The sequence below is a fragment of the uncultured Algoriphagus sp. genome, from assembly GCF_963974365.1.
Taxonomy (GTDB): Bacteria; Bacteroidota; Bacteroidia; order Cytophagales; family Cyclobacteriaceae; genus Algoriphagus.
In genome coordinates, this window is record NZ_CAXBBX010000025.1 from 1 (window position 1) to 15,581 (window position 15,581).

At 39.7% G+C, this 15,581-nt stretch carries 14 protein-coding genes; 9 read left to right on the plus strand and 5 right to left on the minus strand.

Annotation, left to right across the window (positions count from 1 at the left end):
• Positions 1–94: 94 nt before the first annotated feature.
• A complete protein-coding gene (gene mscL / locus AACZ87_RS22300) occupies positions 95–514 on the minus strand; it encodes a large-conductance mechanosensitive channel protein MscL (RefSeq protein ID WP_339870290.1) in 420 nt (139 codons plus the stop codon).
• A 187-nt stretch (positions 515–701) separates the two neighbouring features.
• Between mscL and AACZ87_RS22305 the strand changes: the two genes are divergently transcribed.
• The 5 genes from AACZ87_RS22305 to AACZ87_RS22325 all read left to right on the plus strand — a co-directional run bounded on the left by AACZ87_RS22305 (position 702) and on the right by AACZ87_RS22325 (position 5,199).
• Complete coding sequence (locus AACZ87_RS22305) at positions 702–2,744, plus strand: S9 family peptidase (protein WP_339870291.1); 2,043 nt, start codon at positions 702–704, stop codon at positions 2,742–2,744.
• Positions 2,745–2,837: 93 nt separating this feature from the next.
• On the plus strand, positions 2,838–3,209 hold the full coding sequence (locus tag AACZ87_RS22310) for a methylglyoxal synthase (protein ID WP_339870292.1): 372 nt from the start codon (positions 2,838–2,840) through the stop codon (positions 3,207–3,209).
• 3 nt (positions 3,210–3,212) lie between these two features.
• Positions 3,213–4,199 carry a 6-phosphofructokinase gene (gene pfkA, locus AACZ87_RS22315; protein WP_339870293.1) on the plus strand — a complete coding sequence of 329 codons (987 nt, stop codon included), beginning with the start codon at positions 3,213–3,215 and terminating at the stop codon, positions 4,197–4,199.
• 100 nt (positions 4,200–4,299) lie between these two features.
• A complete protein-coding gene (locus AACZ87_RS22320) occupies positions 4,300–4,569 on the plus strand; it encodes a hypothetical protein (protein WP_339870294.1) in 270 nt (89 codons plus the stop codon).
• 279 nt (positions 4,570–4,848) lie between these two features.
• Positions 4,849–5,199: a hypothetical protein gene (locus AACZ87_RS22325; protein WP_339870295.1), complete on the plus strand. Its 351-nt coding sequence runs from the start codon at positions 4,849–4,851 to the stop codon at positions 5,197–5,199.
• Between the two features lie 68 nt (positions 5,200–5,267).
• Here AACZ87_RS22325 and fbaA read toward each other — a convergent pair whose 3' ends face one another.
• A complete protein-coding gene (gene fbaA, locus AACZ87_RS22330; protein ID WP_339870296.1) occupies positions 5,268–6,329 on the minus strand; it encodes a class II fructose-bisphosphate aldolase in 1,062 nt (353 codons plus the stop codon).
• Positions 6,330–6,363: 34 nt separating this feature from the next.
• Positions 6,364–6,522, minus strand: a complete 159-nt coding sequence (locus AACZ87_RS22335; RefSeq protein WP_339870298.1) for a hypothetical protein — start codon at positions 6,520–6,522, stop codon at positions 6,364–6,366.
• Positions 6,523–6,811: 289 nt separating this feature from the next.
• Here AACZ87_RS22335 and AACZ87_RS22340 point away from each other — a divergent pair, with 289 nt between their 5' ends.
• The 4 genes from AACZ87_RS22340 to AACZ87_RS22355 all read left to right on the plus strand — a co-directional run bounded on the left by AACZ87_RS22340 (position 6,812) and on the right by AACZ87_RS22355 (position 12,776).
• Positions 6,812–7,843, plus strand: coding sequence for a LacI family DNA-binding transcriptional regulator (locus AACZ87_RS22340; RefSeq protein ID WP_339870299.1), 1,032 nt, complete (start codon positions 6,812–6,814; stop codon positions 7,841–7,843).
• A 183-nt stretch (positions 7,844–8,026) separates the two neighbouring features.
• Entirely contained in the window at positions 8,027–10,465 is a 2,439-nt protein-coding gene (locus AACZ87_RS22345) for a glycoside hydrolase family 31 protein (protein ID WP_339870300.1), read from the plus strand.
• 34 nt (positions 10,466–10,499) lie between these two features.
• On the plus strand, positions 10,500–11,825 hold the full coding sequence (locus AACZ87_RS22350; RefSeq protein ID WP_339870301.1) for an MFS transporter: 1,326 nt from the start codon (positions 10,500–10,502) through the stop codon (positions 11,823–11,825).
• Positions 11,826–11,903: 78 nt separating this feature from the next.
• The gene (locus tag AACZ87_RS22355) at positions 11,904–12,776 is read left to right on the plus strand and encodes an ABC transporter substrate-binding protein (protein ID WP_339870302.1); all 873 of its coding nucleotides are present in this window, start codon (positions 11,904–11,906) and stop codon (positions 12,774–12,776) included.
• On the opposite strand, the gene AACZ87_RS22360 is transcribed toward AACZ87_RS22355, so the two are convergent.
• Together AACZ87_RS22360 and surE are read right to left on the minus strand one after the other, a co-directional pair.
• The gene (locus AACZ87_RS22360; RefSeq protein WP_339870303.1) at positions 12,762–14,711 is read right to left on the minus strand and encodes a tetratricopeptide repeat-containing sensor histidine kinase; all 1,950 of its coding nucleotides are present in this window, start codon (positions 14,709–14,711) and stop codon (positions 12,762–12,764) included. The two genes, AACZ87_RS22355 and AACZ87_RS22360, sit on opposite strands and share 15 nt — an antisense overlap.
• Before the next feature lie 77 nt (positions 14,712–14,788).
• A complete protein-coding gene (gene surE / locus AACZ87_RS22365) occupies positions 14,789–15,574 on the minus strand; it encodes a 5'/3'-nucleotidase SurE (RefSeq protein WP_339870304.1) in 786 nt (261 codons plus the stop codon).
• Positions 15,575–15,581: the final 7 nt, after the last annotated feature.

Here is a 15,581-nt window from a genome sequence, read left to right on the forward strand (position 1 = left end):
ATGGTCTCAATAGAGAATTTGCCAGACATATTTGGCAAAAACGAAGAGAGGAGGATAACAAATAAAAAAGCGGCTTAAGCCGCTTTTTTATTTGTTATCCTTTTTTGAGGAGATCTCTGATTTCTTCCAGTAAAACCTCAGACTTAGGCGGTGCTGGAGGAGCAGGTGCTGGAGCAGCTTCTTCCTTCTTCTTCATTTTGTTAATTGCCTTCACTGCCATGAAGATCACAAATGCGATGATCACAAAATCAACCACATTTTGAATGAAAATACCATAGGTAAGTAAAACCGGCCCCAATTCTTCCCCAGCTGGACCTACACTACTTTCTTTCAGTACAATGGCAAGATCTGTAAACTCAACTCCTCCTAGCAACACTCCAATCGGAGGCATCACAATATCTTTTACAAAGGAGGCTACTATCTTACCGAAAGCTCCACCAATAATCACAGCAACGGCCAGATCAACTACGTTGCCTTTAATAGCAAACTCTTTAAACTCTTTCAGAAATCCCATAGGTATTTGGTTAATGGTTGAATTATTTGTTGAATATTTCAAAAATTAATCTCCAATCCAAGAGCTACGTCTAATTCAAATAGATTTTAATTAGACAAAACTGCAGTTTACCTCCTATTTTCTATCCATGAGAAGAACTTTAAGGCCAATTTTTTCCTTAACATTGCACCCTTAAATCGATTAGAAAATGCAGGCACCCAAAGCCAAAAAGATAGCTCAGCTCTTAGAAATCCATGGTCATCAGCGTACAGACAATTATTATTGGATGCGCGATAGAGAAAATCCTGAAGTTATAGAATACTTAAATGCAGAGAACGAATACCTAAAATCCAGCCTTAAGTCTACTGAAGAATTTCAGGAGAAATTATTTCAGGAAATGAAGGGCAGAATCAAGGAGGATGATGAAAGTGTCCCTTACCTCAAATCTGGTTATTTCTGGTATGTGAAATACGAAACTGGTGGAGAGTACCCTTTATACTGCCGCAAAAAAGGCAGTTTAGAAGCTCCCGAAGAGATATTCCTAGATGTAAATGTATTAGCTGAAGGAAAATCCTACTATCAAGTAGGCGGTACAGCCGCTACTCCTGACTTAAAAACACTCGCCTTTGCAGCAGATGAAGTGGGCAGAAGGATTTATGAAATTCATTTCAAAAATCTCGAAACTGGCGAAATCCTTCCGGATCACATTCCTTCGATCACCGGCAATTTTGCTTGGTCCACTGATAATCAAACGTTATTTTATTCTAAGCAAGATCCTGACACACTGCGATCCTTTCAAATCTTTTCTCATAAGTTAGGAACATCAACTTCTGATGACATCTTGATTTATGAAGAAAAAGATGAAGAATTCTCCTGTGTGGTTCACAAAACAAAATCTGAAAAATTTATTCTGATTCATTCTGAAAGCACTATTTCATCGGAAATGAGGTTTTTGGACGCTGCCAATCCAACTGGAGAATTCACCTTACTTCAAGCTAGAATTCCGCACTTAGAATATGCTACAGATCATTATCAGGATCATTTCTGGATCAGAACAAATCATAATGCTCAGAATTTCAAATTAGTAAAGGCACCAATATCTGCACCGCAACTGGAAAACTGGGAAACTGTAATTCCTCACCGAGAAACTGTTCTTTTGGAAGATTTTGACATTTTCGCAGACTTTCTTGTAGTCCAAGAAAGGTCAAACGGGCTTTGCAAAATCAACATTAATCCTTGGGATGGGACGATCTCCCACTCTCTTGAATTTGACGATGAGACCTACACTGCTTGGATCAGCACCAATCCCGAATTTGACACTTCCATCCTGCGTTTTGGATACAACTCACTAGTCACTCCTCCAAGTACCTTTGATTACCACATGGTCACCAAAGAGAAAACCTTGCTGAAACAGCAGGAAATCGTAGGTGGCTATGATGCTTCAGAATATACCTCTGCTAGAATCTGGGCTCAAGCTCCTGATGGCATCATGATACCAATTTCATTGGTTTACAAAATCGATAAATTTTCACCAGACGGTTCAAATCCGCTTCTCCTATATTCCTATGGCTCCTACGGTTACAGTATGGATGCTTATTTCTCCAGTAGCCGTTTGAGTTTATTGGATAGAGGATTTGTCTTTGCTATAGCACATATTCGCGGTGGTGAGGATTTGGGAAGAATCTGGTACGAAGACGGAAAAATGCTTAAAAAGCGAAATACATTCACCGATTACATTGCCTGTGCAGAGCATCTGATCTCGGAAAAGTACACATCTCCTCAGCATTTGTATGCAATGGGCGGAAGCGCAGGTGGATTATTAATGGGTGCAGTGATGAATTTACGCCCGGATTTATTCAATGGACTTATTGCAGCTGTGCCATTTGTGGATGTCGTGACGACTATGCTTGATGAGAGTATTCCCCTTACTACGGGCGAGTTTCAGGAATGGGGCAATCCTAAAAACAAAGAATATTACGATTACATGCTCTCCTACTCTCCTTATGACAACGTAGAAGCCAAGGAATATCCGAATCTTCTCATCACCTCTGGACTTCATGACAGCCAAGTGCAATATTGGGAGCCTACCAAGTGGGTCGCAAAACTCAGAGAACTGAAAACTGATTCAAATCTGCTTTTCCTCCACACTAATATGGATGCAGGCCATGGAGGTGCTTCAGGAAGATTCAATTCTCTCAAAGAGATGGCTTTGGAATACACATTCCTATTTTATTTGGAAAAATTGATTTGAACACAGTATTAAGAAGCCTTTAAATAACCCAAACCAAGGTTTCAGGGAAAGACTTTTTCCCTAACTTTGGAGCAAACCTATTACAGATACCTAATGAAAATAGCTCTGATAGCACATGATGGCAAAAAAGCCGACATGGTTCATTTTTTAAGTGGATTCCGCGAAAGATTGCAGCAAGCAGATGTGGCTTTGGTTGCAACAGGCACCACAGGTTCTCACATAGAAAAAGCCGGATTTAAAGTTGAAAAACTGCTCTCAGGACCAATTGGGGGAGACGCTCAAATCGCTGCAATGGCTGCTCAGAAAGAGTTGGCTATGGTTGTTTTCTTCAGAGACCCACTAGATAAACATCCGCATGAACCGGATGTGCAAATGTTGATGAGAATATGTGATGTGCACAATATCCCATTGGCTACTAATCCGGCTTCGGCCGAACTTATGTTTAAAGCCTTCACCCAAACCTAGAAAATGGAACCTAAAACCATAAAAAAAATTGGCGTTTTAACATCTGGAGGAGATTCTCCAGGAATGAATGCAGCAATCCGTGCCGTAGTCCGTGCAGGATTATACTACGAAATAGAAATGTATGGAATCTACCGTGGCTACGAGGGTATGATCCAAAACGACATCAAAAAACTAGAATCCAAGCACATCACTCATGTGCTTGAGCGAGGCGGAACATTCCTGAAGTCTGCGAGAAGTGCAGAATTCCGCACGCCAGAAGGTAGACAAACCGCCTATAACAACCTCAAATCCCACGGAATAGATGCATTAGTAGTGATCGGAGGGGATGGTTCGTTGACAGGAGCTCACTTATTCTACAAAGAATTCGGTGTGCCGGCAATTGGACTTCCTGGCACCATTGACAATGATCTTTCTGGTACAGATTCTACTATCGGATTTGACACAGCATGTAACACTGCTATAGAAGCAATTGATAAGATTCGGGACACTGCTACCTCTCACGATAGACTTTTCTTTGTAGAAGTAATGGGTAGAGATGCCGGATTTATCGCAATCAATGCAGGGATAGGGAGTGCTGCAGCAGCCATTTTGATTCCTGAGAAAAAGATGCCGATTGAGCATCTGGTAGATAAATTAAGAATCAGAACCAAAGCAAAAAAAGCATCCAATATTGTGATTGTAGCTGAAGGTGGGAAAAGTGGTGGAGCTACTGAAATAGCTTCCTTAGTTTCAAAGCATCTGCCCTATTATGATATCAAAGTGACCATTCTTGGCCACCTACAGCGCGGAGGCTCTCCTAGTTCTTTCGATCGACTCATTGCTTCCAAACTTGGAGTGGCAGCCGTTGAAGGATTACTTCAGGGCAAATACGATGTAATGGCAGGTTTGATCAATAACAAAGTGGTTTATACCCCGATCAAAAAAGCAATAGTTGATGACAAGTCTGTAGACGAGGATGATTTCAGAGTAGCAAAGATTTTATCTACTTAAAAATTCTTAAAGACATCTTAATTCAAAGTCCAAGCCCAAAAGCTTGGACTTTTTCGTTTAATTCGACCTAAGCTTATATTCTTTAATTCAACTTCATGCTATGAAACATTATTTCCTATTCCTTATTTTTTCTTTGTTCGCCGGTCACCTACTCGCTCAAACAACCCAAACTTATTTAAATGAAGCAGGTGAAACCCACCTAGCGGGCAAGTTTCAGCTCGATATTTTGAGAACAGATACTACTTATCAAACTTGGTTTGAGGAGAATGCCGCAGTATTTGAGCTATCAGGAAAAAACACCGATTGGAAAAAGGCTTTTGAAAATTCTGAAGTTGAGATCTTTTTAGGCACTTGGTGTGGAGATAGCTAACGCTGGGTTCCTCAGTTTGTAAAACTCTGGAATGAGCTGGGACTTGATGAAGAGCAACTAAAATTCACAGCACTACATGATGGCAAGGAGCTATATAAGCAAGGCCCAAATGGTGAAGAAAAAAGAAAATTAATCCATCGGGTACCTACCTTCATTTTCAACAATGAAGGAGAAGAATTTGCTAGAATTGTAGAATCCCCTGTAAATGACCTAGAAACCGATTTAGCCCAAATTGCACTTGGCTATTCTTCTGAGCCAAATTACCGCGCCGCAACCTACTTGCTAGAGCTTTTTGATACTGAGCCACTAGACTCTATCTACCAAAATGTCCACACGCATTTCAATAACGTCTATAGAATGTTAGGAAAAGAACGTGAATTAAACACACTCGGAAATGTATTTAAATACTCAAACAGACTTCCTGAGGCATTACTCACCTTTGAGATCAACAGTGTAATCTATCCCTATTCTCCTGGTGTACTCAATAGCTATGCAGAAGCACTGTTAGAAAATGAGCAAAAAACTCGTGCTATTGAGGTTTTCAAACGAATAGTTGAATTAGAACCTACTTATGAAAACGCTATTGAAAAGTTAAAAATTCTTGATAGTGGGTCTGAAGAAGAATTATAAGATTTCAAGAATTAAAAAGAAAAAGTCACCTTCTCAGGTGACTTTTTCTAGGTTAGGCAAAACAGAAATTAATTTCTATTCACTGCGTTTAGCATTTCGAAAGCCATCTCAAGACGCTTCACGAAATTCTCTTCGCCTTTACGCAACCAGTTTCTTGGATCGTAATATTTCTTATTTGGGCTATCTGCTCCATCAGGATTACCCAATTGAGTCTGTAGATATGCTTCGTTGTTTTTATAGTTCTTAAGAATTCCTTCCCAGAATGCCCATTGCATATCTGTATCAATATTCATTTTGATCGAACCGTAGCTATTCGCTTCTCTGATCTCTTCTACAGTTGATCCAGATCCACCATGGAACACAAAGTTCAATGGCTTACCAGTCAATCCATGTTTTTCTTTGATGAAATCCTGTGAGTTCTTCAAGATAATTGGCTTCAAGCTCACATTACCCGGCTTATACACACCATGCACGTTTCCGAATGCCGCAGCAATTGTAAATAGATCACCGATTTCTTTCAAATGCTCATAAGCATACGCTACTTCCTCAGGCTGAGTGTAAAGCTTTGAAGAATCAATATCTGTGTTATCGACGCCATCTTCTTCTCCACCAGTTACCCCAAGTTCGATTTCGATTGCCATTTCAATTTTTTCAAATTCCTTGAAATAGTTACAGGAGATCTCTACGTTTTCTTCCAAAGGCTCTTCAGAAAGATCCAACATGTGAGAGCTATACAATGGTCTTTTATGCGTAGCATAGTATGCTTTTCCAGCATCCAAAAGTCCATCGATCCAAGGCAATAATTTCTTAGCAGCGTGATCTGTATGCAAAATAACCGGAACACCGTAGGCTTCGGCCATCAAATGCACATGATGAGCGCCAGAGATTCCGCCAGCGATGCTCGCCTGCTGCTTGTCATTTGCAAGGGATTTCCCAGCAAAAAATTGTGCTCCACCATTAGAGAATTGAATGATCACAGGTGAATTCAACTTCTTAGCGGTTTCCAAAACTGCATTCACAGAGTTTGTGTTGATCACATTCACTGCTGGCATAGCAAACTCACTCTCTTTAGCGTAAGCATAAAGATCTCTAAGTTCCTCACCGTATTTTACTCCAGGCTTAAATTTCATAGGTAAATAGATTTGATTAATTCTTAATGAAGCGCTAAAACAGCACTCTTTTCGTATCGTAAGCTTCAAAGATATAAATCCCTGCCTGAATATTCCTTACATCCAATTCTAAAATTTCACTTCCTTGGGATGAAACTCCATCCTTCAAAATCCTGCCAGTCCTATCTATAATACGGTAATTTGATCCACTCATTTCATATAGCAATTATCAGTCAACTGGCCCTTATTCGTTATTGGATAGATTTGTAAGCGTACATGGAGAAAAATTCGCTCGGAATTCCCTTTATTAATATAAAATGATCAGTAAGTGAAAAAGTGCCTAATCCAATGAGGTTATGGTTACATCCTTACACAAACATATTCTTGAATACTCAAATGCCAAAATAGCTATTTAAGAAATTTCAACTCAAAATTGAATAGATTGCTTTATGGATATCCCTCAGGAGTATAGGGACAATTAATTCTAGGAATAGTATAATTATATGAAAACAGGACAAGCTACTATAAAAGATATTGCAAGAGAGCTAAATCTATCAGCTTCTACCATCTCACGCGCATTGAAAGATTATCCAGGAATCAGCAGTGAGACCAAGCGAAAAGTAAAGGAAGTGGCAGAAAAATTGAATTATAGACCGAATGCCATTGCTTTATCCCTTCGCAATAGTAGATCCTACACTATAGGGGTAATTATACCAGAAGTGGTTCACTTTTTCTTTTCCACAGTAGTGAGCGGAATAGAAGAAATAGCGCATTCGAGAGGCTATAATGTCATTCTCACTCAGTCAAACGAAAAGATGGAGCGGGAAGTCTCAAGCATTGAAACCATGCTTTCCAATCAAATTGATGGCGTTTTAGTCAGTTATTCTAAGGACACAACGACTTTTGATCACTTTACAAACGTATTGGAAGAAGGCTTTCCGCTCGTATTTTTTGACCGAGTTCCTACTATCCCGAATGCTATCAGTGTACTGGTAGATGATTATCAAGGAGCGTTTGATGCAACTACTCACCTCATTGGACAAGGCTTTCAACACATAGTTCATCTCTCTGGCCCTGAAAATCTAAAACTCAGTAAGGACAGAGAAAATGGTTACCGAGATGCATTGAAAAAAAATGGGATGAAAGTTAATCCTTCCCATATAATTTCTTGCCCTTTTGGTTCGGTGGAAGAAAGCAGAAAAATTGTGTCAGAAATTCTCACCTCACTTCCAGAACGACCTGATGCATTTTTTTGCTGCAATGATTCCAGCGCAGTTGGAGCAATGATGGCCTGCAGAGATGCCAAGTTGAAGATTCCATTGGAAGTTGGTATTGTCGGCTTCAGTGATTGGCAGTTTTGCACCATGCTGGAGCCTCAGCTTTCGTCAGTTTATCAGCCTGGCTTTTTGATGGGTGCCAAAGCAACTGAAATTTTGATTGATATTATTGAGAAAAAACTTGATCCTAAAACAATGGAACATTCCTTAGTTCTCGAAACAAACCTTATTGAAAGGGCTTCATCGAAAAGATTTTAAGAAATAATTAAATTTTTTACTTAATAAACTGCAAACGTTTGAATAGGGCAAATTTTAGATTCAAGGCACATCGCATTTGTCTCGAAAGATGAATTCAGGGTAATCAGCTTATTTCAGGGTTTTTATGATACAGTTTTGGTTCTAAATTAGTCGTGGTTCTCACCATTTAAGCGAGACAAATCCATGACTCAGAATTTAACAACCACAGCTCAAAATCAATCTTCATCACGCTATCTTCCGATCGGAAAAATAGACAAGTGGACAAAAACCTTCGATGGATTTGTTGCTGAAAGTGCCGTTGCTCAGGTTAAGATTAGCGTAGTTCGAGCTGGTATAATCCGGATTCAAGCTTCGAGAAACCCTTCCTTTGATCCTAATCCTTATTCTGTTGTAGCTGATACAAAAAGTGTTGAATTTTCTTTAGAAGAAAAGTCAAACGAAATCCTAATCAAGACTTCACAGATTCATTTTCAGTTTGATTTCCTCAACGGAATTTGTTCGTTTTTCGACATCAGTGGAACGCTCCTGAACAAGGATGACTCGCTTGGGATTTCATGGATAGGCTCAGAAGTCACCTGCTACAAAGAATCTCAACCACACGAAAAGTTTATTGGGCTTGGTGAAAAAACAGGTGATTTAAATAGAGCAGGAAGAGCGTACACCAACTGGAACACTGATTACTTCGGCTATGGAATCTTTGATGATCCACTTTATGCGAGTATCCCTTTTTACATCGGTTTATTAAGTGCAAATGCCTACGGCATCTACTTGGACAACACGCACAAAAGTGTCTTCAATTTTGGCGCATCTACTGAGAGATTTACCTATTTCAATGCTGAAGATGGTGATATGGACTATTATTTCATCCACGAGCCAAGTGTAGCAGAGATCATCAAGAGTTATTCTGAGCTCACAGGGAAAATGAAAATGCCACCCAAATGGGCTCTCGGTTATCAGCAGTGCCGCTATTCCTATTATCCTGACAAGGAAGTATTGACTTTGGCAAGTACATTCCGCGACAAAAAAATGCCCGCAGATGTAATCTATCTAGACATTCATCATATGGAAAAATACAAGGTTTTTACATTTGATGGAGAAAAATTCCCTGACCCAAAAGGCTTAATCACAAAACTTAAGGAGAAAGGATTTCGCGTAATTGTGATTTTGGATCCAGGGATAAAAACAGAACCTGGCTACCAGCCTTATGATGAAGGAAAGTCACTGGGACTCTATGTAAATTACCCTGACGGAAAAGAATACGTAGCTCAGGTTTGGCCTGGCTGGTGTGCATTTCCGGATTTCACAAATTCTAAAACCCGCACATGGTGGATGGAAAAAATGGCCTTCTATACTGAGGCCGGAGTAGATGGCTTCTGGACAGATATGAACGAACCTGCTTCCTGGGGTCAGTTTACACCGAATTTGATCGAATTTGATTATGACGGGAATACTGCATCCCATCGCAAAGCAAGAAATATTTACGGCATGCAAATGGCCAAAAGCACACAAGAAGGCTCCGCTGCGAACTTACCAAAGCAGCGCCCATTTGTCCTCACAAGATCTGGTTTTGCTGGTGTACAGCGTTACGCAGCCGTTTGGACGGGAGACAATGTCTCTACGGAACAGCATATGCTAGCAGGAGTCAGATTGGTGAATAGTCTTGGACTTAGCGGAATTCCTTTTTCAGGATATGATTTGGGTGGTTTTGCAGGAGAAGCCAGCAAATCTCTCTATGCAAGATGGATCAGTATTGCTACTTTTTCACCGTTATTTCGAGCGCATACCATGATCAATTCTATGGATGCTGAGCCGTGGGCCTTTGGAGAAGAAGTAGAAGAAATCTCCAGAACTTACATGAAGTTACGCTACAAATTGCTTCCTACTATTTATAGCAAATTTCGACATAGCAGTCAAACAGGCCTGCCAATTGCGGCAAGTTTGGCGATAGCATACTCCTATGACCCGTATGTATATCTCCCAGCCTTTCAAAATCAATATCTATTCTGCGATTCTTTACTAATTGCACCCGTAGAAAGCGAAAAAGAGATCACTAAAGTCTATTTACCCAAAGGCGATTGGTACTATTTTTTAACAGACCAATTACACAAAGGCAACCATGTTATTTACCAGGATTGTCCTTTAAATAATCTTCCTGTTTTTGTAAAGGGTGGAAGTATTCTCTGTTTACAAAATGCTGTAGCACATACTTCAGCTCAAAATGATGGAATTCTAAGAATTCATCTTTACGCAGGAGCTGAAGGAAGCAAATACACTCATTATGAGGATGATGGAGTCAGCTTTGATTTCGAATCAGGCGAGTATCATGAGCGCGTTCTCCGTTATTTTCCCGATAACAAAACCTTACTTATCAAGGAAGCTACAGGTAATTACCCTTCTCAGTTTGGAACATTCAGAATTTATTTCCACGGTTTCAATACAGATACGATCATTTACGGAGGAAAAACTATTAGCTTAAGCAGAACAAACTATGCGTTTCTTGAAAAATTAAGCGAGTTTGACCCATTGCCAGATGCCAGCTATCCACACTATTCCATACCAGATTTGAAATACGTTGAGATCCCAATGCATCCTAACGACATGGAGATCAGCGGCCTAATTTAATCATACCAAAACCTACTTTTATTTCCAGCCCAAAATGACGAATCGCAAAAAGAAGTTAGATTTCTGGCAAATCTGGAACATGAGTTTCGGTTTTTTGGGGATACAATTCGGTTTTGCCTTACAAGGTGGTTTCATGTCCAGAATCTTCCAAACGTTGGGCGCGGACAAAGATGCAATTCCTTTCCTATGGATAGCAGCACCTCTTACAGGTTTGCTCGTTCAGCCCATAATCGGTTACTTAAGTGATCGTACATGGCATCCAAAATTCGGAAGGAGGAAGCCCTTTTTCTTCATAGGGGCAGTTTTCAGCACTATAGCACTGTTCTTTGCACCCTACTCTTCTACCCTTTGGATGGCAGCTGGAGCACTTTGGATTCTGGATGCTTCTATCAATATCAGCATGGAGCCATTTCGTGCATTAGTCGCAGATAAACTTCCGGATTCTCAGCGATCATATGGCTTTGTAGTTCAGACTTTAATCATAGGAATAGGAACTTGGGTGGCATCAAACCTACCCTGGCTGATGACCAAACTTGGAGTACCCAATACAGCTCCTGAAGGAGTAGTGCCAGATTCGGTGAAATATGCCTTTGCAATTGGGGCCTTTGTACTTTTCAGTTCTATCCTGTTTACTATTCTAAAAACAGAAGAATATCCTCCTGAGGACATGGACGAATTTGAAAGGGAAAAAGCGGCGAACAAAGGATTTTTCTCAGGCATGGTCGAGGTATTTCATAACATCTCGACCATGCCCACTGTGATGAAGAAGCTCGGATTGGTTCAATTTTTCTCCTGGTTTGCTTTTTTTACAATGTGGAGTTTTGCCACTCCAGCTATCACAGAGCATATCTATGGAGCTACAGATACGAGCTCGGCTGCTTATAATGATGCTGCTGATAGTGTAGGGAATTACCTAGGTACGTATGGATTGATCTCCATGGTGTATGCCCTGGTTCTTACCTTTGTTTCTAGCAGGATTAAAATCAATAGAAGATTTGTACACATGGGAAGTTTGATATTAGGAGGATTTGGCTTTATCCTGATCTATTTTATCACTGAACTTTGGATGCTGCATATCTGCTTTGCCTTGGTGGGAATCGCTTGGGCTAGCATCTTATCCATGCCTTATGCCATGCTTTCAAGTTCTGTGGAACCAAAAAAAATGGGCTTATACATGGGGATTTTCAACATGTTCATCGTAATCCCACAAATCATTGCAGCTTTGGGAGGTATCAATTTTCTGTATAAGTTGCTTTTTGGCGAAGCCGTGATCAATACTATGTTTCTTGCTGGCACCATGCTGATCTTGGCAGGATTTTGCAATCTCATGATCACCGACAGAAAAGTGACACATGATTAATTTATAGAGATATAATTAGGCAAGCCAGTTTCATTTGAAACTGGCTTTCTTATTTTTGTCCAAGTCAAAATCGCACCTATGAAAACCCTAAGAATCACCGGAGTTCCTGAGCATTTTAATTTCCCTTGGAAAAAAGTAGTAGCAGCACAGCCCTTTGAGAAAGAAGGGATTACACTACAATGGATGGATGAGTCACGAGGTTCTGGGCAAATGAATAGTGACCTTCGAGAAGATAAGACTGAACTTGCAATTGTGTTGACGGAGAGTTTTTTGAAAGATTTCGAAGATGGAAATCCTTCCAAAATGATAGGTTTTCATATCATTTCTCCACTGATTTGGGGAATTCATATTTCTGGAAAATCACCTGTAAATTCCTTGGGCGAAATAATAGACCCTACTTTTCTTATCAGCAGAGTAGGGTCTGGCTCTCAGTTGATGAGCTATGTTTTGGCAAAAAGAGAAGGGTGGAATACTGAAAACCTAGACTTCAAAATAGTGAATAACCTTCCTGGAGCCTTAGAGGTGATGCAAGCGGAGAAGCCTGAGATGTTTCTATGGGAAAAATACACGACTAAACCCTGGGTGGATTCCAACGAAATGAAACGAATTGGTGAGGTTCCTAGTCCTTGGCCTTGCTTTGCGATTATTGCTACGAATAAAGCCTTAGCTGAATTCGGAGACCTGATTATCAGATTGAGGGATATGGTGTATCAAGAATCCCTAAGCCTGCAAACTAGTGCAACAGCGATTGAAGCTATTTCAGAAAAATATGAGCTGAATGCTGCCGATGTAAAAGCATGGTTCGCTCAAACAAGCTGGGCGTTAAACTCTGAGATTTCGAAGTCACAGTTAGACAAATCTATGACGACTATGAAAGAGCTAGGAATAATTTCTGATATAGTACCGCTGGAAGATTTCTTGCTACTGGAAAAACTTTTAATTATCGACTAATACTACTCCCAATGGAATAGTTACACATACTTTGGTTCCCTCACCTACCTTACTGATGATTTGAATATCACCTCCATTCATTCTGGTAAATTCTTTTGAAATCTGAAGTCCCAGCCCAGATCCTTTTTCCATTTTTGTTCCTAGCTTCGAGTCAGAAATCACATATTCTTCTGAAAGCAGGTCAGTGATTTGGTCTTCATTCATGCCTATTCCATGATCCTTAATACATAGGACGATCATATCATCTTCAGTTCTCACAGAAAGTTTTATCACATCGCCAGTTTTAGAGAACTTGACCGCATTATTCAGGATGTTACGGATTACTACTTCCATCAAATCTCGATCTGCATAGATTTGCAAATCTTCATACAGGGATGATTCATCTATTTCGAGAGATTTCTCTCTCAGCTGTGGCATGATCAGCATAATATTAGCACGTATCAGCTGATAAAGATTAAAAACCACTTTATTCAGCTTGAAACCCTCCATCTGGGCCAATGACCATTTCAATGTGTTGTTTAAGGTGAAGTGAACTGAGTCCACATCTTTTTTTAGATTATTGATCAGCTCATCAAATTCTTCATGATCAAGATGACCCGCTATCAGCAAATCAACAATTGATTTGACTTGCCCTACTGGACCTCTTAGGTCATGCCCAATGATAGAAAACAGTTTATTTTTGGTTTGATTTATTTCCTGCAACTGCAATGATTTGGCTTCTAAATCTTCATTTTGCTTATGTATTTGCTGCTTCTGAAGAATCAAATCAGCATTATATTTTTTGATATTCCGATTGAGAAGGAACAACCAAATCAGCAAGCCCAATATAAGAACTGATCCTAATCCTACTAAGATGATTAATCTTCTATTCAATTCCAGTCTAGTTGCCTGATGCTCATTTTGCGCCATCAATAACTCAAGTTCCGATTGGTTCAAATCATCCTGAAACATTCCTTGCATCAATGCAATTCTATCCCTACTGGATGTGTTGACCAAAGAATCATTCAAAATGACAAACTTGGATTGTTGTTCGTAAGCTTCTTTGTAATCCCCCACCTGTCTATAATATTCAGCGAGGTATTTATGATTTTTGGATAATTCATCCACAAAACCATTTTCTGTAGATACTTCAACTCCTTGAAGCAAAATTTGCTTAGCTTTTTCAAGTTTTCCATTTAAAAGGTACGTATGCCCCAATCGATGTAAAATACTCGCTATTAACGAATTGAGCCCTTGTTGATCTGCATTTACTAATGCTTGTTCAAAAATTAGCTCTGCTGAATCAAATTGATCTCTTTTAAAATAAACGTCACCAATGATTCGATTTGAAAAGGAAAGCAAGTAGGGTGATCCTGCATCTTTATTGGTGTTAATCGCTTTGTATGAATAATAAATCGCTGAATCCAGCTCATTGAGATTCACATAATTAAAGGCAATATTATTAAGACTTCTGATCATGGTATACACATCACCTGCTCTACTACTGATCTCAAATGCTTTCTTGAATTGGTCTATCGCTAGAATAAAATTTTGCTGCTCATAGTACAAAGCCCCCATACTATTCAATACTCGAGCGGCTTCCTTCAGATTGTTCGATTCAATTGAGAGATTGTAGGCTTCTTTGGAGTAATCAAAAGTTTTCTGCCACTGTCCCCGACGATAATAAATCCAGCCAATATTTTCCTTAGCTATGGCTTCACCAGATTTATTTTTGAGAGATTGAGCCAACTGTTCAGCTTCTTGAGCTAATTCAAAAGCAGTATTCTGCTCAATTTCCCGAAGATAAGTTGACAGCTCATTGAGTACAACTAGCCTTTCTTCTCCCTTGGTAGTAGGCAGGATATTTTTGAGGCTATCAATGTTAGGTATTTGAGCAAACAGCCTAAGAGAAGCAGCCAGGAATAGTAGAAAAGAAAAATAAAATTTCAGCTTCAAACGGTATCGATACTTTAATAAGTGGTAAAAATAACTAAAAGCACTATATCACCTAAAAAACAATCGATTATAACTCGTTATTTCTTAAGCTTTTCCCAGTCCCATTCTTTGTTTATCTGAGTGATTGCATGGTGAGCAGTCAAATCATATTGGCATGGAACGATGGATACATAATTGTTCGCAATGGCCCATTCATCGTTATCTTCTCCTTTGTCAAAATTCACAAAGTTTCCTGCCAACCATAAATACTTTCGCCCATTGGGGTCAAAACGCTCATCAAACTCTTCTTGCCATTTAGCTTCAGCTTGGCGGCACACCTTTATTCCCTTGATTTCCTCGTTCTGTTTCGGAGGAAAATTTACATTCAATGCAACTCCTTTTGGCATTCCATTTTCAAGGACTTGCCTTGCTATTTTCTCAACCCATTCTTCTACATGAGAAAAATCAGCTTTGGAAGAAAAATCACATAAACTAAAACCTATAGAAGGATATCCTTCCATCGCCCCTTCAATCGCAGCAGACATGGTACCTGAGTACAATACTGAAATAGATGTATTCGAGCCATGGTTAATCCCACTAACAATCAAATCTGGACTCCTGTCCTTCATTACGTAGTGCTTAGCTAACTTTACACAATCAGCAGGAGTACCACTTGATTTATAAGCTTTGACGTCGTCAAATATCTCCTCCTCTTCCAGGCGAAGTGTTTCTCCAATAGTAATGGCATGTCCCATGCCCGACTGCGGACTATCAGGAGCTACCACGACCACATCTCCAAGTTTTTTCATGACAGATACGAGTACACGTATCCCTTTGGATGTGATCCCATCGTCATTAGAGACGAGTATTAATGGCTTGGACATGTTAGAT